This is a genomic window from Neobacillus bataviensis, from assembly GCF_019969725.1.
The window spans coordinates 12,951-35,349 of sequence record NZ_JAHXYW010000004.1; the positions used below are offsets into that span (position 1 = coordinate 12,951).

Consider the following 22,399-nt stretch of genomic DNA (forward strand, 5'->3'; position numbering starts at 1 on the left):
GTAGCAGAGAACGGTGAAGCCGTTATATTTTTCGAGTTGGAGGAATATTCCTCAAGCTGGGTGGTACCGCGATTATTTCGTCCCTGCATTAATGCAGGGGCGTTTTTTATTTTTGATTGGAGGGATAACGAATGGATTTATTACAGGATTTAGCGTGGAGAGGAATTATTTATCAGCAAACGGATGAAGAAGGTTTAAAGGATACAGTTAGTAAGGAAAAAATTTCATTATACTGCGGGGTCGATCCTACTGCAGACAGTATGCATATTGGACATCTGCTTCCGTTTTTAACGCTTAGAAGATTCCAGCAGCATGGCCACCGTCCTATCGTGTTAGTCGGCGGTGCAACAGGGCTTATCGGAGACCCAAGCGGGAAAAGTGAAGAGAGAAAGCTTCTAACTCTCGAAACAGTACAAAACAATGTCAACGGAATCAAAAAACAATTACAGTCCATTTTTGAATTTGAAGGAGAAAATGGCGCCATAATGGTAAACAACTATGACTGGGCCGGCTCAATGGACGTGGTAACTTTTTTACGTGACATTGGTAAACATATCGGCGTAAACTACATGCTGGCAAAGGACACAATTGCTTCTCGCCTTGAAACTGGCATTTCGTTTACTGAATTTACGTACACCATTTTACAGGCAATGGATTTCCTTCATTTATACCAGAATCATAATTGTAAATTACAAATTGGCGGCAGCGACCAATGGGGGAACATTACATCTGGTCTCGAACTAATCCGCAAAATCGAGTCGGAAGGCTCTAAGGCATATGGTTTAACTATTCCTCTCGTTACAAAAGCAGATGGAACAAAATTCGGCAAAACAGAAAGCGGGGCAGTCTGGCTTGATCCGGAAAAAACTACTCCATACGAGTTCTACCAATTCTGGATTAACACTGCTGATGCTGATGTAGTGAAGTACCTAAAGATTTTCACGTTCCTTTCACATGAGGAAATTGAACAACTAGATAAAGCTGTCCAGGAAGAGCCGCATCTTCGTAAAGCTCAAAAGGTTTTGGCCGAAGAATTGACACGCCTCATTCATGGTGATAATGCCCTAGAGCAGGCGATAAAGATTTCTCAGGCTCTGTTTAGCGGCGATGTGAGAAGCTTAACTGCTGCTGAAATTGCACAAGGCTTTAAGGATGTCCCTGCCTATGAGTCAGCTAATGAGGAAAATTTAGTTGATCTATTGGTAGCAGCGAAGATTTCACCTTCTAAGCGACAGGCTCGCGAAGATATTTCCAATGGAGCAGTTACTGTTAATGGTGAAAAAATAACCGATACTGCTTATGTCCTCCAGGAAACAGATCGGATCGAAGGACAGTTTACGATAATTAGAAGAGGCAAAAAGAAATACACGCTAATCAATTATTAAGAAAAGTAAGGAAGGGCCTTGGTGAATCCAAGGTTCTTTTTTTTCGTCTATATAAATAAGAAGAGAAAATGGGGGTGAAGTAAATGAAATATATATTGCATGCATTCTTTATCATTCTCATTGCACTAGTCACATTTTTCGGGCTTGGGCCCGTATTATTCGCTGATGGAGCAGCTCGTGAAAGGGTATTAACCTCAATTGTACTTATATTAATCTATGCACTACTTGGATTTGGATATTGGATGTCCATTAAATTAATCAATAGAAAATAACACTGAACCCCGAGTCGTATAGTGGCTTGGGGTTTCCTTTATACTCGTGGATTCATAGCTAGTAATATTGCTAAATATGTTGGAAAAAATCAAACTGTTTAATGGTTTTTGCGGTAAGTATACTTAAATAAACTAAAGTAGTATCTTGGTTGATTCAATGAATTTTAGTAAGAAATAAAATATAAAAGGATGAATGAACAGATAATGAGGAATAGAGTGATTATTGGAGTGGACGGCGGAGGAACGAAAACGAGAGTTATGGTCAAAGAACGACCAGATGGAGAAACATTATTTGACCAAAATTTTGGGATGTCAAATTATAATAACATTGGCGTAGAAGGTCTTAGAGCTGTATTTCGCGTGATTTATGAAGCATTAATCACATGTTTTGGGGAACGTCTGAAGGATGCGATTCTCGTACTAGGTTCTGCAGGTGTAGATAGACCGAATGATGTTGAAATCTATCTGTCTGCTTTAAAAGAAAGTGGATTTACTTGCCAGCTAGAAGTAGTGAATGATGCCGAAATTGCTCTTATTGGCGGAAACGGAGGTCGAAAAGGTGCTTTGGTGATTGCTGGAACAGGTTCCATTGTTGTTGGAATTGACTCAAAAGGAAAAATCGTACGCTCCGGTGGTTGGGGCGGATTAATCAGTGATGAAGGAAGCGGTTTCCAAATTGGTCGACATGCGATTGCAGCTGTAATGCAAGAGTACGACAAGGTTATTGCCCCTACTTCATTTACAGAAAAGTTGCTCACTCATTTTCAGTTGGCTTCTCCAGAAGGTTTTATGGATTTATTATATTTGGAAAATACAATACCTGTTAACAAAGTAGCTTCCTGTACGCCAATTATTCTAGAAGCATGGGCAAAAGGAGACGAAGCTGCTTGTATGATTGTTGAAGCGGAACTAGGGAAATTAGTTGGTTTAGTCGTTGGAATCAGTCGACAATTGGGATCAGAAAAATTCCGTCTCTCAGTTGCTGGCAGTTTGTTGACGAAATCAACAGATTATTTCGGTATGTTAAAAGAAAAGTTAAGTTTGGTTCTACCACAAGTAGAAATTTCTGCACCACTTCATGATCCAGTATTCGGTGCCATCATGATGGGTGCAGAGTACAAGTAACTACAAATTTAGAATAGTAAGGAATGGCGACTTAATATGCGTGAAATAGGAATTAGTGTGTACCCCAACTTTTATCCTTTAGATCAAATCAAAGATTATTTGGAAAAGTCGAATTCGCTTGGTTTTAAAAAAGTATTTGTTTCACTGATTTTAAATAATCATGGTTTTGAAGGTGCTCAGGATGTAAATGTGAACACTTGGAATGCAGTACTGAGCTACTGTAAAGAGCTTGGTATGACTGTATCAGCTGATATTAATGATAAAGTTTTTAACGAGTTGGGTTGTACATTGAACGATCTTACAGCGTTACAAAAGATGGGGATCACAAAACTCCGTATTGATGGTGGTTTTACGAGCGAGGAAATTGCTCTTCTTTCAAAAAATAAGCAGTCGATTCAAATTGAAGTAAATGCTTCTATGTCTTCATCTGATAATCTGAATGGAAATGCTATACGTGAATATCGAAAATTTTTAGAAATGATTGAAAAAGAAGGCAATATTGGTCAACTAACAGCTTGTCACAATTTTTTTCCGCTGCCAGATACAGCATTGTCTCTTGAGGACATTCGCCCAATTAACGATCTGTTTGCCGCATATGGTGTGCCGGTCGGTGGGTTTGTTGCATCTCAGCTTTCGCCTAAAGATTTACACTACTTAGGTCATGGTGTTTGTACGATTGAAAAACACCGCTTTTTGCCTTGTCATATTGCCATGTTAGAGTTATTTGCAAATGGTTTTGATGATGTGCTAATAGGTGATTCGTTTGCGGATCTTTCTGAACTTACCGAAATGGCAAGATGTTACAAACAAGATTATATAGAGATTCCAGTTGTATTTAATCAGTTTGTTCCTCAAAATACAAAAATGAAAATTCAAGAGCTGGTCCTAATTACAAGAGTGGATCAGCCTGCAAATTTAATTCGGGCGACTGATACGAGAGGAATGGAAGTGCCTCCTTGCTATTGCGCACCAAGAGGAAAGAATACAATTTCTGTTTTAAATAATAGAAGTGCGCAATATGAAGGGGAAATACAAATCTCATTGAAAGATTTAGGACAATCCGTTGAGCACAATGTCATTGGATTTGTTCATCCTTTCGCAAATAATTTATTGCCTTATCTTTTAGCAGGTAAAAATAAATTTCGATTGGTGGAATATAAGTAATAGTCGAGGTGCTGGAATGGTAAAAAGCGCAATTATTCTTGCAGCAGGTAAAGGTAGTAAAATGTTTCCTTTCAACATGGTTCGCTCCAAAACAACAATAAAAATCGCAGGGAAGCCATTAATCCGCTATAACATTGAATCAATTGTGGCAATGGGAATACAAGAAATTGTTGTTGTCGTTAATGAAGAACATCAAAGAGAAATAGAAAATCTTCTATTAGATATAGAAAACGTTAAATTTATATGTGATCAAACAAATTTAGGAAGCGCAGAAAGTCTGGTAACAGGAGTTGAGAAACTCTCTGATCCTAAGGATTTTATCGTTCTCTATGGTGATACCATCATAGAACAAAAGGATTTAGAGTATTTAGTGAATTCTATTAAACCTGCTGTGTTGTTGAAAAAATTAGAGGAATCGCCAAGAAACTGGATTGGTGCTAGTATTGGAAATGGGTTCGTTCAGTCGATTGGTGCCCACTATCGTGGGAACAACATTACCCATCAATTTGCAGGATTTCACTTTGACGATACACTATTAGATTATGTGAAAAGAACTCCAGATTACTTTCCAGATGTAAAAGTAGGAGTAGGTGTTCCAAAAGAGCGATTTATTGAAGCTGCACTTTTGAAATCACTTGAAAAAGTAAAATTACATGCGATCGAATGTAGCGGCTATTTCTTTGATATTGACAAGCCCTGGCATATGTTAGCTGCAAACCAATTTATGGTGAATCATTTTTGCCATGAATTACAAGAGAACCAACTAGCAGAAGGTGCGGCGATTTCAAAAAATGCAACAATTCATGGCTATGTAAAACTGGGCAAAAACTCCTCGATTGGCGATCGAGTTGTCATTCACGGAAACCTGATTGTAGGTGACAATACAATTATTGACAATGGAGCCATTTTTACTGGAAATGCGGTGATAGGTGATCGTTCAACCATTCGTAATTACTGCATCATTTATGATGGAGTATCGATAGGATCGAATTGTATTTTCGACCATTGTGCGGAGTTCCTTGGTGGAATGGTGATGGATAAGGTATATCTTTACCACTATGGCGAGTTTTACGGCGCAATTGGCAGTCATACGGATATTGGAGCAGCAACTGTTTGCGGAACATTACGCTTTGATGACGGAGAAACTGAGCACGTTGTGAATGGACGGAAAGAAGTACCGTTACATTTTTCAAATGCTGCGTATCTTGGCGACTATTGCAGAACTGGTGTCAATACGATTATTATGCCTGGTTGTAAAATAGGTGCTTATAGTGTTCTCGGTGCTGGTGCAATCATCGATAAAGATATTGAAAAAAATAGTCTTGTTTTCGTGAAACAAGATTTGATCATCAAAAAATGGAGCGAAAAGAAGTATGGGTGGTAATTTTGCCATTATACGCAGCATTTTTTGAGCATTCCAATCAATATAAGAAGGTATGGAATAATGGAGAACTATTATAAATATGTGACCGCAAATCTCGAAAAACTGTATACGACACAGATTAATAAAATGGATGAAGCGGCAGCATGCATTTTTGAAGCACTTCAAAATGGAGGTCGATTCCTTGTTACTGGCTCAGGTCATTCACATATGTTTGCAGAAGAATTTTATGTAAGAGCGGGTGGATTTGCCCAAGTCTCTCCTATTTTGCCGAATGAGTTTTTTTTACACGATCATCCTTTAAAAAGTACTATGATTGAACGGATAGAAGCCTACGCAAAAGTAATCTTTGATTTATATAAAATTAACTCTATGGATATCCTTGTGATCGCTTCCAATTCAGGTAGAAATGGGATGATTGTTGAGCTTGCAAAAATGGCGCAAGAATGTGGTGCAAAGGTCATTGCTTTTACAAATCCCAATCAACCTTCAGGTTCAAAATCAAGACACAGTAGTGGAAAATATCTTTGCGATTTTAGTGATGTCGTCATTGATAGTTGTACTGGACTTGGGGATGCTGCTTTTTATGTAGAAGAAGCAAACACAGGTATGGGGGCAACTTCTACGATGGCGGGAGCTTTTGTTGCTCAATCTATTTCGATTTTGTTAGCTAAAAAGTACCATCAAGCTGGACTGAAACCGCCAGTGTTTAAGAGCTCGAATGTTGATGGTGGAGATGAATGGAATAAAGAACTTTTTGCGAAGTATTATGGTGTTTAATTTAGTCTTGATAAATATCTAGGAAAGTGCAAATAAGTTAAGAAGAGAAGCGTTCCCTGGACATAGGAACGTTTTTTTAGTTGCTGCTTAATGGTACCCTGGACGGACATTAAGGAAGATTAAAGGGAATATTAAGTGTTACTTAATATGTATTCATAAAATCATAAATTTTTAAACGTGAAGAACTATGATAAGATTCTTTAAGTTATTTTTTTATTATTTAGACTATATTTTTGTTTCATTTTGCTAAATATGTTGGAAAAAATCAAACTGTTAAACGTAGTTGGCCGGAAGTATACTTAAAAATATCCTAGTAAAGTAACTAGAGTGATGAGGTAATGTATGCGAAGGGATCTAATATTGCAATATTTGTATCAAAAAGGCAAATCACTTACATCACATGAAGTTGAATCAGAATTCGCCATTTCAAATCGGACATTACGAAATGAATTGAAAGAATTAAACGTTATTGGTGAAAAATCTGGATTTGTGATTCAGAAAAAACGTGGTGAAGGATATTTACTTCAGGTAGTAAACCAAGAAATGTTTCAATCGTATATGAAAGAAATTGAGGGAGCTTTAGCCCCAGATTTACCTCGTGTTCGTGTAATCAATATCATTATGCTCCTGCTTCAAACGACTGAGTTTCAAACCATTGATATGTTTGCTGAAAGCCTTATGATCAGTAGATCGACAGTTCTTAGCGACATGATATTAGTTGAAAAGCAAGTAAGGATTTTTGATTTAAAAGTAGAAACTAAATCACGTTATGGTGTTCGTTTACTAGGTGAAGAAACAAATTTTAGAAGGGCGTTTTCTTACTTCTTAAGTCAAAAAGAAAAAGGCTTGTTAAAAAAATCTAATTATTTGAATTTCGAGAAAGCGTTTCCATTTGAAGAAATTAGAACGGTTTTGAGTGAAGAAGTACAAAACAATCATTTGAAATTAAGTTATTTTGCACTTGAGAACATTTTAGTGCATATAAAAATACTCTCGTTTCGAGTAACTCAACACAATTTTATATTACCTAATCAAGAAAAGAAGTTAGATGTTTCCCTAATCAAGCCATCGTTTATGAATATAGCCAAGAGAATTTGTGAAATTCTTTCCGAACTATATCATGTTGTACTACCAGAGAGTGAGATTATTTATCTTGCAGCACATTTAAGTGGTAAATCTAGTGTGGATGATATTGAGGAACAAGAAAAGAATGATTTAAAACAAAATCTAAAGCAGTGTTTTGAGAAATTAGATCAAACTTTCTTGACACAGCTTACAGGCGATCAGCAGCTTTTGGATATGCTTTTGATGCATATGTACCCTTTGTTAAGAAGGTTATATTTCAATTTAAAGCTTACGAATCCACTGATTGATGCCGTTTACAGTAGATATTCGGATGTGTTTATGATTGCATTAAAGTTTTCTGAAATGATAAAGGAAATATGGGGATTCGAACTTTCTAGTGATGAAATGGGTTACCTTACTATGCATTTTGCAGCCCATATGGAAAGGGAGAAGCAAAAACAATTAAGTTCCTACCAAAAAATTCTCCTATTATACGGTTCAGGAGCAGGATCGGCGAATTTACTTAAAATGAAACTAGAATCACTTTTCCAAGGTGCAAAGATAGACGTCGTTCTGTATAGTGAACTCCAATCGGTTCATCTAGAGGAATATGATTTATTAGTTTCATCCATTCCGATACGTTTTGATAATATTTCTATTCCATACATTCAAGTAGCACCAATATTAACTGAAACGGATATCCAGAGAATTCGTCGTACGCTCACTAGGTACCCAGCGAGTAGAGTTAAGGAAAATACACCAACACTCTTATCTCTGTTTCATTCAGAATTGTTTTATATAGAAGAAAGTAGAGAGTCCTTTGACTACAGTGCTTTCATTAAAGAAAAAGCAAAATGTGTGGTCGAGATGGGGTTTACAACACCCGACTATCCTGATTTGGTTGTCGAACGAGAAGAAAAAATATCGACGATTCTTCAAAATGGGATTGCAGTGCCGCATGCATTAAAAATGGTTGCCATTCAGGATTCCATAAGTGTTGTGATATTTAAGAATCCACCTACTTTTGAAGGGAAAGTGGTACAAATTCTTTTTTTAATTAATCTACGCGCTGGAGACTTGTTTTTACACAAGGAGTTAAGTCGATTAGTTTTACATTTAATGGATCATCCGGGAGCGAAACACAAAATTCTAAAGTCAAATAACTTTAATGATTTTCAGTACGAAATTTCTAAAATATTATTTTGCTAGACTTGTTATGATTTGTTCCTTTATCGCAATGAACAAAAGATTATTAAAAACGAGGCTCGATTAAAGGAATAATGATATAAAAACTTTTCTTTCAAGGGGGAATGAAGGGTTTAGAATGTATGGTTCAATCTATGATTTAGTTAGAAAATTGATTCGAATATATTCATAGGAGGATGTTAAATGGTAAGAAGAATAAAAAGAAATAAATGGCGTCGGGCTGCTGTGGCTGCAGTTTTAGCAACTTCAATGGCTGCAAGTAATTTTAGTAGTATAGTTGTTAACGCTGCTCCTTCTATTTCAACTCAATCTTTTACTGTAGCTCCTGTTTCAACTGGTACAAGCGTTAATATGAATACTACACAAATTACTCATGCAAAACCTGATGGATTAGATACAACAAAGCCGGTAAAATGGACAACTTCTGATCCATATGTTGCATATGTTGATATGATTGGCAACTCAAAGGGTGATTACAGTGGAAAGATTTTAGGGATATCTGGTGGTACTGCAAAAATCACTGGTACTGGAGTAGATGTAAATGGTAACCCGAAAACTGTGAATATTACAGTTACTGTAGTAGAGTCACAGCCAACTACAAATCTTGAAAAGGTAGTTTACTATTACAATGCAGGAGATCCGAATATTCCGGCTGCTCTTGCAACAACAAAATGGCAAACAACCAATATTCCGACTGCTCCAGCGGGAACTAAATTCCCTTCTAAAAACTATGTTGGTTATGTTAATGGAGAAAATGGCATAAAGTGGTTGGTTTCAAAAGATACTTTAATCAAATCAAACGATAAAATTCTTCTTGGCGATGAAAGAGCTCATGGCGTAATTACTGGTATCGTTTCTGATGCAGTAACACTTTACGATCCTAACCTTTCTCCAGCTGATCAAATTCAGTATTTACAAGGTGGAAGATATATTCCTCAAACTGGTGAATCTTCAGGTTCTGGTACTAATAATAATGGTGCCGCTGCTTCATTTAACGCCAAAGAAGTGATTACCAACATTATGCCTGATGGTAATAATGGACTTTGGGTTCTAGGTGAAAAAGGAAATGCAACACATATTGTAAGAAAGCAAATTTCCCTAATGGGGAAATCTTTACTTCAAACAGAGATTTCTAGAAACTATACAGATAGATTTGGGTTCCAATCTGGTAATATGAGATTCTCTTCTCAAGCAGACATGATTAAAGCGCTTATGACTGCTGATAAAGATGCTGCTAGAGGAAACTATGATACGGACAATGATGGTCTTTGGACTACAATGTACGCATCTGGTGAAATCTGGAGATACAACTACATGAAGGATTCTTTTGGTCCAAATGATGAAAGAACAAAAGATGCAAAAGCATCTGCTATTCGTGCAGTTGAGGCAATTATAACTCTTGGTTATGTATCTGGTACGCAATTAAAAGTTACCTCAAAATACAATGTAAACGACTTTGTGTATGTTGTTAACTCTTTAGGTGGTAACGTCAAGACTATTGAAGAAGCAAAAAATTGGCTAGATAAGAACGAAGGAAAGCCAGTCTTCGTTGATGCAAACGGCAAATACACGTTGAATGACACTGGAAAACCTGCTGCATCTGGTTTCTTTGCTCGTTCGTACAAAGTAGACACAAGTAACAATGGTGCTACACTTGCTGAAGCTAAAACATGGGATAATGCATGGATTAGAAAGAAAGCTGGACAGACTCAAGATATTAATGGAAAGACAGTTTGGTATAACGTACCTGGATCTTTCAAAAGTGGAACTCAAACTGATCTTAAAGCATATGACACAGTCGCAGTACCTCCACGTTTAACTAAAATATTTGCAGACCAAAACGAAGGTTTTGATGCTAATACAAAAGCTTTAGACTCGGATAAAGTTGTTTACAAAGCGACAACATCTACTGATGAATTAGTAGGTCATTATTTTACACTTGACCTAGCATATAAAGCTTTCAAAGAAGATGATCCAGAACTAGCAGCGTTAATCAAAAATGATATGATTAACCACACAAATGCTCTAGTTCTGAACAACTATTTCCAATTGACTGTTAATGGTGAGAACCCAACTGAAGCTCGTTTTGCTAGTGGTTCTATTCCTGGTAATGGATTGAATGCTCCTAATGCTCCAACTAGATGGGCAAACATGAACCCTGAATACCTTGATGGTAATAAGGATGCATGGGGGAGAGACGCAGACTATGAAGATGGTCCGTTAAATGCACAATTACAATTACAAGCACTTGTAGTTGCAAGAGATTTAGGTGCGTATACAGATGAAGAAAAAGCACTCCTTAAAGCTCAAGGCATTGATGTAATTGAACCACTTGATTTTGCAAATGAATACAAAGTAATGAATGGTGTGAAAGCGTCAGGAACAGCTAATGAACACAATGATTTTGAAGTAAGATATCCAAAAACTTACAACTCATCTTCAATGCTTGATATGACGTTACAATATCTTGCAAGATACTTCGGTATTGCAGCTCATAACGGAGATGATATCGGTGTAAGCGGTGTAACTCACGAATCATACATGAACTATTCTGATGAAGAGGAAGAAGCACTAGCATACTACACATTGTCTCACCACGCTGAAAGCTTTAATGGTGATGAAATTTTAGAAGGCATGAACCAATGGTGGACAAACGAAAAGAGAGAGAAAAACCCATTCATGACAACTTTCTACGCAGCTTCTCTAGGTGCATTGAAAGCTAAAGGTATTGATATCGGAAACTCTCAAGTTGACCTTGCAGGTTCAGAATGGTACATGACTCGTATCCCTAACAATTTCATGAACTTTGATGTATTGTCAGCAAACAGAAATGACATAACACATGTAGCACCAAATTTAATGGTTGACCAATTAATTCCACGTGACGAAGTTATGATGTCTAAGTACAATACAAACATTTTCGGAACGATGGATCGAAGAACGATTGACTCTGGTAACAGCTTAACAATGGAATCTTCTACTGTCATTTCTATGCCTTATTGGATCACGCAAAACCCTGACGATGCTGCTTACGTAGGTCAATTAGGATCAACAGTTACTGCACCAGTAAATAAAGGTACAGAAAGCATTGAATACCCAACTAATTTAGCATCCATGAATCCTAAAGCTAAATATAATGCAGATACACATACATTTACGATTAACGTGGGTGACTCTGTAAAGCTTGATGCTAAAACAAAGGGCTATATTAAGAATGTGTCTTGGTCAACGAATGCTTGGGATCAAGCAGGATATATCAATGGATTACCTACACAAATCAATGCTGATGCAAATGTATCTCAAGTTATTGACCTTAGAAATATTGCAACTTACGGTGATGAAGGAAACGTAAATCCAACTGATTTAAGTGTAAATGGCGAGTACTATGGTGCTTATGCAACAGGTTTAAGGCCAGGAACTTGTACGGTTACGGCGTACGTTATTGATGGGTTCTTTAGAACGCCTGCTAAAATAACATACACAATAAATGTGGTTGACCCTAAGAAATCAGCAGAACCAATTGCTGCTGCTAAGCTTGACAAAGGATCTTTTGCATATCCATCATGGTTAAAAAATGCAATGGATGATTCAACTCTAAATACGGATGGAAACAAATATGTAAAAGTTAGTTACGAATCATCTTCACCAGAAGATGTAACTGTTGATAGTGAAACTGGAGAACTCACCTATAAAACAGATAAGCCAGCTAACATCACTGCAACTGTTGTATACTCGGCAATGACAATTGATGGAGAGCCTAGATTTGAAACTGATAGCCACGTGATGACTTTTGTAAGAACTGTTTCTAGGAATAAAGCGGCAAAATCAAGTAAGACTTCAAATTAAGTTGACTTGGTCTGCAGTGCACTGGATTTTGGAGCTTAGTAGATTGTAAATATTGTTAATGAATACTGAGGCTATATAACTAAAGTTTAGACAAAAGCTCATTAATAATTTTCCTTATTTAAATTAATTATTTTAAAAGGATCTTGGTATAAGGGAAATATCTTTACCAAGATCCTTACTTATAGGAGTGATAATTCAATGAAAAGTAATTTCTTTGAAGAGAAATTTTTACCGATCGCTTCGAAAATAGGTAATCAAAGACATTTGCTTGCCTTACGTGACGGTATTATGTTTGCAATGCCGCTAATGATAATTGGTTCGTTTTTCATTATCGTTGCCTGGTTAGAAGCAGAATGGTATCAAAACTTCATGGCAAAAACCTTTGGGGACAATTGGAATGCTTTTGGAGACATCGTTTATAACGGTACAATGGGCATCATCGCTTTAATTGCTGTGTTTGGTGTAGCATACTCATTGGCAGGCAGTTATAAAGTCGATGGAAAGAATATTGATGGTGTTCCAGCAGGTGTTCTAGCATTAGCAGGATATTTAATTGTTAACATTATGAGCACTTTCACGGTTGATGGTGAAAGCGTATCCGCTTGGTCACCTGATCTATTTAGTGCACAGTATTTGTTTGTTGGATTAATTGTTGCCATTATTACCGCTGAAATTTATCGTTACTTCTTACAAAAGAAGATTATTATCACGTTACCAGATACTGTACCACCAACAGTTGCTCGTTCTTTTACAGCTCTTATTCCTGGTTTCATTATTATTATTTTCTTCTTACTTGTTAGATTTGGATTTGCACATACTAATTGGGAAAACTTTGCAACTTTTATAAATGAGGTTGTAACACAACCATTTACGATTTTAGGGTCAACCTACATTGGTACTCTTATCGCAAGTTTAATGGAACATCTATTATGGAGTTTTGGAATCCATGGTTCATCAATCATCACTTCTGTTATGGAACCTATTTGGATTACTAATGCAGATGCAAACTTAGCAGCGGTTAAAGAGGGTGCGAAGACACTACCACATATCATTACTTATACATTCTATGAGAATGGGATCTGGATGGGTGGATCAGGTGCTACTCTACCGGTTGCTATTTATATGATGTTTTTAGCAAAATCAAACCTTCTTAAGAAAGTTGGACGTTTGGCAATCGGACCTTCCATTTTTAACGTCAACGAACCAATTGTGTTTGGAGTTCCGGTTGTTTTAAACCCATTCTTAATAATTCCTTTCATGCTTGCACCAGTAGCCGTTTTAACCGTTACTTATTTTGGGACGTCTTTAGATATTTTCCCACATACGACTGGTACAATCATTCCGTGGACAACACCATATTTCATCAGTGGATATCTTATGACGGGTGGTAAAATTATGGGTGTTGTCATGCAATTAGTTGCTTTTGCAGTTGCCTTTGCCATTTGGTACCCATTCATTAAGATGTGGGATAAGAAAAACTTAGAAATGGAGAAAGCTAATAAAGACGTGCCTTCTGGGGGTCAATCTCTTCAAGTTTAACACCAATCATATTCGTGGTTGAACATGATAGACCAATGGCCGTCCTAATTTTAGCGAATACTTACTATGGACATCAAAAAGAAAATGTTTACTCAGTTTCGATTAAAAAGAATGGCTGCTTTTGTCATAGATGCGGTGATTGTCTCAATCCTACTTTCAATAGTTTATAGAATAACAGGATTTGCAAACTTTCCTGGAGTTTTAACAAAAATGATTGAAATTCAAAAAATGATGGGTGAAGCAGCTAGTCAAGATGCTACTGTTAAAGTAATGGCTCTTTTTAATAAAGCCTTTCTCCAATCACTGCTTATCTGGTTTTGTTATGATGTCTTAACAACCTTCTTATTAAGAGGATCTACAGTCGGGAAGCTTATCTTTCGATTGAAGCTAACACACATCAATAATAAAAAAGGAAAGCTTGTTTATGTATTATTAGTGATTGTTAGAAGTTTCTTTAAATTTTTATCGATGTTTCTTTTTCAAGGCATTCCATTCTTGATATCCGTTATAAGCATATTTGCTAATCCAAACTCATTAGCTGCACACGATCGAGTAGCTCGACTAGTCGTAGTCAATAAGAACGACATTAACAGCTTAGAATAAAAGGGGGAGAATATAATGAATATTTTACTATGTTGTGCAGCCGGCATGTCTACAAGTCTTATCGTTACTAAAATGGAAAAAGCGGCTGAGTCAAAAGGGATTTCAGCACGCATTTGGGCAGTATCTGAATCAGTTGTTCGCTCACAAATCGACGAAACGGATGTGTTATTGTTAGGACCACAAGTTCGTTTTCTTTTGAACGAAATGAAAAACATCTGTGGTGAGAAAAATATTCCAGTTGAAGTCATTGATATGATGAATTATGGCATGTGTAATGGCGAAGCGATTCTCGAGCAAGCAATAAAACTCATAGAAAATAAGTAGAATACCATTCTAATGCCTTTTGAAAGCAAATGTCTTTGAGTTCAAAGGGCATTATGAAAGACATGAAAAAACATGATATTTTAAGAATTAAAGGTTTAAGGTTTGGAAGATAAGATTTTTATAGAATACAAGAATACCCAGAGGGATTTTTATAAAAGAAAATTTATAGCCATATGGTTTCCGAGTTTCAAAATTTCTCATGAAAGAGAAAGGAGGTCAGTTTTATGGTAAAACATGAAACAGAAATTTTTACATTGATTTTACATGGTGGAAATGGTCGAAGTGCCGCAATGGAAGCCATTCATGCAGCAAAAGAACAGAATATGGATTTAGCACGAGAGAAATTAAGTGAAGCAAGTGATTCTTTAAATGAGGCGCATAAAATTCAAACAGCTCTCATTCAATCAGAGATAAGTGGAAATTCAACAGAAATTTCACTTTTAATGATTCATGCTCAAGATCACTTGATGAATGCGATGACCGTAAAAGACTTGGCAAAAGAGATCGTTGACTTGTATGAAAGGGGCCTTAAATAATGTCAAAGAAGTTTAAAATTGTGACAATAGGTGGGGGCTCTAGTTATACGCCGGAATTAGTAGAAGGTATAATAAAACGTTATGATAAATTACCCGTTACTGAGCTTTGGCTTGTTGATATCGAAGAAGGTCGCGAAAAATTAGAAATTGTTGGAGCGTTAGCTAGACGAATGGTAAAAAAAGCTGAGCTTCCAATTGAGATTCACCTTTCGTATGATCGTCGTGAAGCCTTGAAAGATGCTGATTTCGTTACTACACAGCTTCGTATTGGGCAATTGGCTGCACGCGCACTTGATGAAAGAATTCCATTAAAACATGGAGTGATGGGGCAAGAAACCAATGGTGCAGGTGGTTTGTTTAAAGCGCTTCGTACGATTCCAGTTATTTTGGATATTTGTAAGGAAGTAGAAGAGCTTTGTCCAAATGCGTGGGTCATTAACTTTACAAACCCTGCGGGTATGGTTACAGAGGCAGCATTAAGATACTCAAATATTAAGAAATTTATTGGTCTTTGTAATATACCGATTGGAATGGAAATGGGTATTGCAAAACTTTTAAACGTGGATCAATCTCGTGTTCGAATTGATTTTGCTGGTCTTAATCATATGGTTTTTGGATTAGATGTATATCTAGATGGAGTTAGTGTAAAAGATAAAGTTCTTGAAATGATAATGGACCCTGTCAATGCAAGTTTTGTAAAAAATATTGACGCAGAGGAGTGGGCACCTGAATTCCTCAAAGGTATCAATGTCATTCCATGCTCATACCATCACTATTACTATAAAACATCTGAGATGTTGGCAAGAGAATTGAAAGAATTCGAGTCTAATAAAACACGAGCAGAAGTCGTACAACGGATTGAAGCGTCACTATTTGAAAAATATAAAGATGAAATGCTAGATGTAAAACCACTTGAGTTAGAAAAACGTGGTGGAGCATATTATTCTGATGCTGCTTGTCGTTTGATCTCATCTATTTACAATGATACTCGAGATATTCAACCATTGAATACAATGAATAAAGGGGCAATTTCAGGTCTTCCATATTATGGTGCTGTTGAAGTTAGCTGTGTCATTACAAAGGATGGACCGGTTCCTTTAACGATGGGAGAATTGCCAGTTCCAGTTAGAGGATTGATCCAAACGATTAAATCTTTTGAACAGATGGCAGTTGAGGCTGCGGTAGAAGGAAGTCGTGAAAAGGCAATCGTTGCATTGACCATCAATCCGCTTGTTGCGAACGATAAAGTAGCTGTAGCTATTGTAGACGAAATGCTAGAGGCGCATAGAGCTTACTTACCAAGTTTTTTTAAAAACGAGCCAAATTGATTTTAAACCATTTGATGACTAACGCATAATTTCGTTAGTCTTTTTCGTTTCCTTTCTTTTTGTTTTCTCGTATCGTTACTGAAAGCTCCTACGGTATAAATTCAAAATTCTGCTAAGCAGAGCAATAATAAAAAACCCTAGAAGCGTTGATATAACGCTTCTAGGGTTTTTGTGATAGCTGTTTAATAAGCAAATCAATTAACGAGAGTAGAACTCAACGATAAGAGCTTCGTTAATTTCAGCTGGAAGTTCAGAACGCTCAGGTAAGCGAGTGAAAGTACCTTCAAGCTTGTCTGCATCAAAAGTTAAGAAGTCAGGTACGAAGTTGTTTACTTCAACTGCTTCTTTAACTACATCAAGATTACGTGATTTTTCACGAAGGCTGATAGTTTGACCAGCTGTAACGCGGTATGATGGGATATCAACGCGTGAACCGTTAACTAGGATGTGACCGTGGTTAACTAATTGGCGAGCTGCACGACGAGTGCGAGCTAAACCTAAACGGTATACAACGTTGTCAAGACGTGATTCTAAAAGAACCATGAAGTTTTCACCGTGTTTACCAGCAAGCTTGCCAGCTTTGTCAAATAGGTTGCGGAATTGACGCTCATTGATTCCGTACATGTGACGAAGCTTTTGCTTCTCTTGTAATTGCAATCCGTATTCAGAAAGCTTTTTGCGTTGGTTTGGACCATGTTGTCCAGGAGCGTAAGGACGCTTTTCTAATTCTTTACCTGTGCCGCTTAGAGAGATTCCAAGACGACGGGATAATTTCCAGCTTGGGCCGGTATAACGAGCCATGAATGACTCCTCCTCTGTGTTTTTATTTTGGTAAAATAAAAACCGTTATGAAACATCATTAAAGCCATTTTGTTTTCATGCACCTTCGCCCTAGCAGCTAAGGGTTACAAGATGCACCTTCGTAAGGCAGTTGCCTTATGAGGAACAAAATGAATCAAATAAAGTTGTTCACATAGGCTGCAATATTTTACACAAAGAGTATTATATAGTTTTTATTCATCCCAAGTCAAGTATATTTTTTTATCTGTTAGCAAAAGGAACAAAAATGTGGTAAAAAAAATTTATAAATTATTCAAATTAATATTCCAAAAATACACGAATATTATCTATAATTAGGTTACGATGTATATTTTTGGAATTAAAAACGGAATGGAAAATTAGGTGGAGATGGAATGAATATTCTCGAAAGAGAGTTAATCTTGCAATCAGAAAGATATAAGAAGTTATTTCGTATTTCCGAAAAACTGCATTCCACGTTTGATATCGATACACTTTTGGGAGAATTATTCGTAATCCTTCAAGAGGTATATCCTGATTTCTCGTATAACCTGCTGATGTCCCAGGATACATATATCCATAATGAACTTCCAATCTTGGAATTGGAATATGATAATGAAAATATGGCGGCAATAGAAGCTTATGTAACTGCTGAAAAACAATATGAGCAATCAGACAGCCATACCATTATTTACGAGCCAATTAAAGGGATTCAAGGGATTTATGGAGTCTTACAGGTATTTGTGCCATATGAATGTGAATTTCTAAAAACAGAGGTGGAATTCATAACATTATTAGCAGGAAGTGTTGGGCAGTCATTAGAAAATGCCCTTCTTTATCAGCAATCAAGACGCAGAATTTCCAATTTGAAACTAATAAACGAAACCTCACATCGCTTAAATTCTAATCTACGCTTGGCAGAAACGATTGGTTATATAACAGAGCAAATTAAGTCTTCCTTTAATGCGCAAGAAGTTGGTTTTTTTATTCTCTCCGAAGAACACGAAAAAGTGAAAGTACTCCCTGGTTCAACTCCCTACTTTTTTACAAAACAAGCAAGGTTCTATGTGAAATATATTAAAGAAAAAATTCAAATGGAAAAAGAGTCTCTCTTTATGGGTGATATGAGTCTCCCTAAAATTCAAACCATCACAAATTTTCATTCGGTTATGGCAGTACCGATGATTCAAGCTGAGAATTTAAAGGGGTTCACTATTGTTATGCACCAAAAACCCTACTTCTTTTCTTTTGAGACCTTTAAGCTGCTGCAATCATTAATCCATCATTCTTCGCTAGCACTTACGAATTCTTTGCTTCGAGAAGAATTAGAAAAATTGGTCATCACTGACCACCTTACAAAGCTCCATTCCAGAAAATATTTGGATGAACAAATTCAATGGTCGATGAAGGAAGATGAGGAAGGAACTTTTATTCTCATAGACATTGATAACTTTAAAGAAATCAATGATTTACATGGTCATCAGGTTGGGGATGAAGTTCTCATCCAAGTAGCAAATGTAATAATGAGTAATATTCGCGGAAATGATATTGGAGCCCGTTGGGGTGGTGAAGAACTTGCCATTTATCTGCCGAAGGTCGCTCTTGATGCCGGTGTACGTATTGCTAAAAGATTGGTTGAAAAGGTGGCGGAATCTACCAATCCGCACATTACCGTGTCATGCGGTGTTTCCTATTGGCATAAGGAGCGGCTTGATACCTATAATCATTTATTTAAACGAGCCGATGAAGCACTTTATCATGCGAAAGGAACGGGTAAGAATAAGGTTGTATCGCAAAATGAGAATATGAAGGTTAGTTAGGCACGGATTTCAATCCCGTGCCTTTTTTTTAAATATACTCTAACAAAATGGCAGCAAATTCTTCCAGTTTTTGTTGATCAAGTTCATCAAAGCGATTTTTTTCAGGTGAATCGATATCTAATACCCCAATAAGCTGTTCCCCTTTTAGAAGTGGAATGACAATCTCTGATTGGGATGCAGCATCGCAGGCGATATGGCCGGGAAATTGGTGCACATCCTCGATCCGTAAGGTTTCTCTTTTCAAAGCGGAAGTCCCGCAAACTCCTTTGCCAAGCGGAATGCGGACACAGGCCGGCAAACCTTGGAAGGGGCCTAATACAAGCTCGCCGTTTGTATCTAAGAGATAAAAACCGACCCAGTTGATACGGTCAAGAAATTGGTTTAATAAAGCAGAAGCGTTGCTGAGATTTGCAATTTGATTTTTTTCATCGTGCAGAAGTGCCTGCAATTGTTTTATCACGAGATCATAATTTTCTTCGCGACTTCCTCTATACATTTCGACGTTAAACATGAAATTTCCCCTTTTTCTTATAAAATCTATAACTTATTTTATCAAAATAAGAAGAAAATGAGCAGACTTTGTCGATATTTTTATAAAGGAATCTATTGTGACATAAAGAATCATTATGTAAGGGGATATTCGGTGTTTTAATTGGGGGGGAAAGCTGATGAAGAAAAATTCAAAAGAAGCGATCGTTAAAGCCGCCGTATTATTGTTTAATTCAAAAGGGTACACTGGGACGTCAATCAGGGATATTGCTCATTCAGCAAAAGTAAATTCGGCAACGATTGCATATCATTTTGAAAATAAAGCTGGATTGTTAGAATATTGTTTTACGCATTTTTTTGAACAATATATCAACAAAATGGAAGAAGCTTACCTCTCAATTGAACGAGGCGCTGAAGTCTGTTTAAAGCGAATTGTCGCCGATTTAATTCACTTTCAATGCGAAAATCTGCAGCTGGCATGCTTTGTATATCGTGAAATGTCAATTGATTCACAGGTTGTCAGAGAAATTATGTCGACTTATTCATTAAAAGAAAAATATTACTTTCAAAAAATCTTTGAAAGAGGGTTTGAATGGGGAGAGTTCCGCCCTCATTCCATTCCATATTTAATCATACAACTTAAGGGGTTGATCATGATGCCCTTTATGAACAATCATTATATGAGAGAAGTATTATATGTTTTTCCAAATGAGCAATTTTTTGAGCAGAAATATTTAAAAGATATCAATCAATGGATTGAAAAAACATTATGCTCAGATGTGCCAATTAAAAAAGGAGCAATGCTAAAATAGCGGCAATCGCTATTTTTTTTTATTTTACAAAAAAATTGAATTTAATAGTCAAAAAATGTCGTTTACATGGTATCATAATAGCATTGAATAAAACATTAAGTGATCTTTTTATATAGACGAAAAAATTCTTTTAATAGAATCAGTGTGTTGAGCTAGGAGGCTTTCATGTGAAGTATTTCATTGGTTTATTCTTCCTATTACTAGCCCTATTTGTAGTAGGATATTTAATAAAGAAAAAATATTTTAAAGAAATGGATCGATTGGAAGCTTGGAAAATTGATCTAATGAATCGTCCGATACTAGATGAAATGTCGAAAGTGAAACAGCTTAATATGACCGGACAAACCGAGGAGCTTTTTGAACATTGGCGGAGTCAATGGGATGATGTCGTAACTGTAAAGCTTCCGGACTTAGAAGAAATGCTGTTTGATGCAGAAGAGTACATAGACAAGTACCGATTCAAGAAGTCAAAGGAAGTTCAACAAAAGATTGCCGAAAAACTTCAGGAGACAGAAGACCAAATTAAAAGTATTTTGGAAGAGCTTCATGAACTAGTTGGGAGCGAGGAGAAAAACAGAGTAGAGATCGAGGAATTAAAAGAGCTTTATCGGGAATCGAAAAAAATGCTTTTAGCCCACCGCCATAGCTTTGGGAATGCTGAAAAATGCTTAGAGGTGCAGCTCAGTGAAGTGACGCAAAAATTTCATGAATATGATGAAAAAACGGAAAACGGCAATTACCTTGAAGCACGAGAAGTGGTCTTACTGATTCATAGCACACTTGACTCAATCAAAAGCAATATGAATGTAATTCCTCAGTACTTAATTGAGTGTCAGTCATTGCTTCCAAATCAGCTTGCTGATGTTTTCGATGGATACCGGGAAATGATTGGTCAAGGATATTATTTAGAGCATATAAATGTGGAAAAAGAAAAGATTCGCTTGGAAGAAAAGCTCACTGAGATTGTAATGCAAATTGAGAAAACAGAAATAGAGCAAGCTGAAGAAGGGATAAAAGAAGTGAAGGAAAGAGTCGATATTCTTTTTGACCTTTTGGAAAAGGAAGTTCATGCCAAGCATTTCGTGCTGAAGAATGAAAAGGTAACCAGCGGTCTTCTTATTTCAGCTGAGGAAGAAAATAGAAATCTTTCAAATGAAGTATTTAATATTCAAGAAAGATATCAGTTATCAGATAATGATTTTGAGACACAGCGGAATTTAGATAAAGAACTTACTGCAGTATTTAAACATTATGATATTTTATTGGAAAAATTAAAACTAAACGAAACAGCTCAATCTGTTCTAAGTGAGGAATTAAGTGAACTAAAAGAACAATTAGAAATCATCCTCGACGGACAGCATGCATTTGCTTATAAGCTGCAAGCACTGAGAAAAGATGAAATTGAGGCAAGAGATAAACTAAAGGAACTAACGAAAAAGGTTGGAGAGACTGTCCGCCTTGTTGCAAAGAGCAATGTTCCAGGCTTACCTGATGACTACAAGTACCTATATGAAGATACTAACGATAGTATTCAAAATGTCAGATACCAGCTGGAGGAAAAGCCGCTTAACATTTCTGCCCTTAATCAATATTTAGAAATTGCTGTATTAACTGTTGATAAACTTGTTTCTTCGACTATTGAATTGATTGAGAATGCAACGCTTGCGGAAAAAGCCATTCAATACGGAAACCGATACCGACGCCAGTATCCTTCTGTTGCAAAAGGCTTATCGGATGCAGAACTCGCCTTTAGACTCTATGATTATCAAGAGGCTTTAGAGCAAGTAGCGGCTTCTTTGGAAGGTATTGACCCGGAAGCATTAAAGAAAATAAAAGCTTCGGCTGTCATGGAATAAAAAACCGATTCTGCTGAATCGGTTTTTTTCTTTTCTTTTTCAAAAGATATGTTTATGATAAGATTTATTT

At 36.6% G+C, this 22,399-nt stretch carries 18 protein-coding genes and 1 other annotated feature (1 of these 19 running past the window's edge); of the genes, 16 read left to right on the forward strand and 2 right to left on the reverse strand.

Features of this window, described 5'->3' with window-relative positions:
* Positions 1-88 (forward strand) — a binding site (T-box leader) (it extends 127 nt beyond the left edge of the window).
* Between the two features lie 43 nt (positions 89-131).
* From tyrS to LC455_RS11365, 13 genes are all read left to right on the forward strand, one after another.
* A complete protein-coding gene (gene tyrS, locus LC455_RS11305) occupies positions 132-1,385 on the forward strand; it encodes a tyrosine--tRNA ligase (protein WP_223590955.1) in 1,254 nt (417 codons plus the stop codon).
* Between the two features lie 83 nt (positions 1,386-1,468).
* A complete protein-coding gene (locus tag LC455_RS11310; RefSeq protein WP_223590957.1) occupies positions 1,469-1,657 on the forward strand; it encodes a DUF6954 family protein in 189 nt (62 codons plus the stop codon).
* Between the two features lie 204 nt (positions 1,658-1,861).
* Positions 1,862-2,782, forward strand: coding sequence for an N-acetylglucosamine kinase (locus LC455_RS11315; RefSeq protein WP_223590959.1), 921 nt, complete (start codon positions 1,862-1,864; stop codon positions 2,780-2,782).
* 36 nt (positions 2,783-2,818) lie between these two features.
* Positions 2,819-3,946, forward strand: coding sequence for a MupG family TIM beta-alpha barrel fold protein (locus LC455_RS11320; protein WP_223590961.1), 1,128 nt, complete (start codon positions 2,819-2,821; stop codon positions 3,944-3,946).
* Between the two features lie 16 nt (positions 3,947-3,962).
* Entirely contained in the window at positions 3,963-5,330 is a 1,368-nt protein-coding gene (locus LC455_RS11325) for a sugar phosphate nucleotidyltransferase (protein ID WP_223590963.1), read from the forward strand.
* A 60-nt stretch (positions 5,331-5,390) separates the two neighbouring features.
* Positions 5,391-6,107 (forward strand): SIS domain-containing protein, encoded by a 717-nt coding sequence (locus LC455_RS11330; RefSeq protein WP_223590965.1) that lies wholly within the window; start codon positions 5,391-5,393, stop codon positions 6,105-6,107.
* Between the two features lie 342 nt (positions 6,108-6,449).
* Complete coding sequence (locus tag LC455_RS11335) at positions 6,450-8,381, forward strand: BglG family transcription antiterminator (protein ID WP_223590966.1); 1,932 nt, start codon at positions 6,450-6,452, stop codon at positions 8,379-8,381.
* A 180-nt stretch (positions 8,382-8,561) separates the two neighbouring features.
* On the forward strand, positions 8,562-12,224 hold the full coding sequence (locus tag LC455_RS11340) for a hypothetical protein (protein ID WP_223590967.1): 3,663 nt from the start codon (positions 8,562-8,564) through the stop codon (positions 12,222-12,224).
* A gap of 198 nt (positions 12,225-12,422) precedes the next feature.
* Complete coding sequence (gene celB / locus LC455_RS11345) at positions 12,423-13,763, forward strand: PTS cellobiose transporter subunit IIC (RefSeq protein WP_223590968.1); 1,341 nt, start codon at positions 12,423-12,425, stop codon at positions 13,761-13,763.
* A gap of 66 nt (positions 13,764-13,829) precedes the next feature.
* Positions 13,830-14,366, forward strand: a complete 537-nt coding sequence (locus tag LC455_RS11350) for an RDD family protein (protein ID WP_223590969.1) — start codon at positions 13,830-13,832, stop codon at positions 14,364-14,366.
* A gap of 15 nt (positions 14,367-14,381) precedes the next feature.
* Positions 14,382-14,690 (forward strand): PTS sugar transporter subunit IIB, encoded by a 309-nt coding sequence (locus LC455_RS11355; RefSeq protein ID WP_223590970.1) that lies wholly within the window; start codon positions 14,382-14,384, stop codon positions 14,688-14,690.
* A gap of 224 nt (positions 14,691-14,914) precedes the next feature.
* The gene (locus LC455_RS11360; protein ID WP_223590971.1) at positions 14,915-15,226 is read left to right on the forward strand and encodes a PTS lactose/cellobiose transporter subunit IIA; all 312 of its coding nucleotides are present in this window, start codon (positions 14,915-14,917) and stop codon (positions 15,224-15,226) included.
* The gene (locus tag LC455_RS11365; RefSeq protein WP_223590972.1) at positions 15,226-16,554 is read left to right on the forward strand and encodes a 6-phospho-beta-glucosidase; all 1,329 of its coding nucleotides are present in this window, start codon (positions 15,226-15,228) and stop codon (positions 16,552-16,554) included. Before LC455_RS11360 ends, LC455_RS11365 begins: the two co-directional genes overlap by 1 nt.
* A gap of 198 nt (positions 16,555-16,752) precedes the next feature.
* Here the strand turns inward: LC455_RS11365 and rpsD are convergent, their stop codons facing one another.
* Entirely contained in the window at positions 16,753-17,355 is a 603-nt protein-coding gene (rpsD, locus tag LC455_RS11370; RefSeq protein ID WP_223590973.1) for a 30S ribosomal protein S4, read from the reverse strand.
* A 392-nt stretch (positions 17,356-17,747) separates the two neighbouring features.
* Here rpsD and LC455_RS11375 point away from each other — a divergent pair, with 392 nt between their 5' ends.
* Positions 17,748-19,172: a sensor domain-containing diguanylate cyclase gene (locus tag LC455_RS11375; RefSeq protein WP_223590975.1), complete on the forward strand. Its 1,425-nt coding sequence runs from the start codon at positions 17,748-17,750 to the stop codon at positions 19,170-19,172.
* A 28-nt stretch (positions 19,173-19,200) separates the two neighbouring features.
* Here LC455_RS11375 and LC455_RS11380 read toward each other — a convergent pair whose 3' ends face one another.
* Positions 19,201-19,683 (reverse strand): GAF domain-containing protein, encoded by a 483-nt coding sequence (locus LC455_RS11380; RefSeq protein WP_223590977.1) that lies wholly within the window; start codon positions 19,681-19,683, stop codon positions 19,201-19,203.
* Positions 19,684-19,840: 157 nt separating this feature from the next.
* On the opposite strand from LC455_RS11380, the gene refZ reads away from it, so the two are divergent.
* Positions 19,841-20,473 carry a forespore capture DNA-binding protein RefZ gene (gene refZ, locus LC455_RS11385; protein WP_223590979.1) on the forward strand — a complete coding sequence of 211 codons (633 nt, stop codon included), beginning with the start codon at positions 19,841-19,843 and terminating at the stop codon, positions 20,471-20,473.
* Positions 20,474-20,640: 167 nt separating this feature from the next.
* Complete coding sequence (gene ezrA / locus LC455_RS11390) at positions 20,641-22,329, forward strand: septation ring formation regulator EzrA (protein WP_223590981.1); 1,689 nt, start codon at positions 20,641-20,643, stop codon at positions 22,327-22,329.
* Positions 22,330-22,399 lie beyond the last annotated feature (70 nt).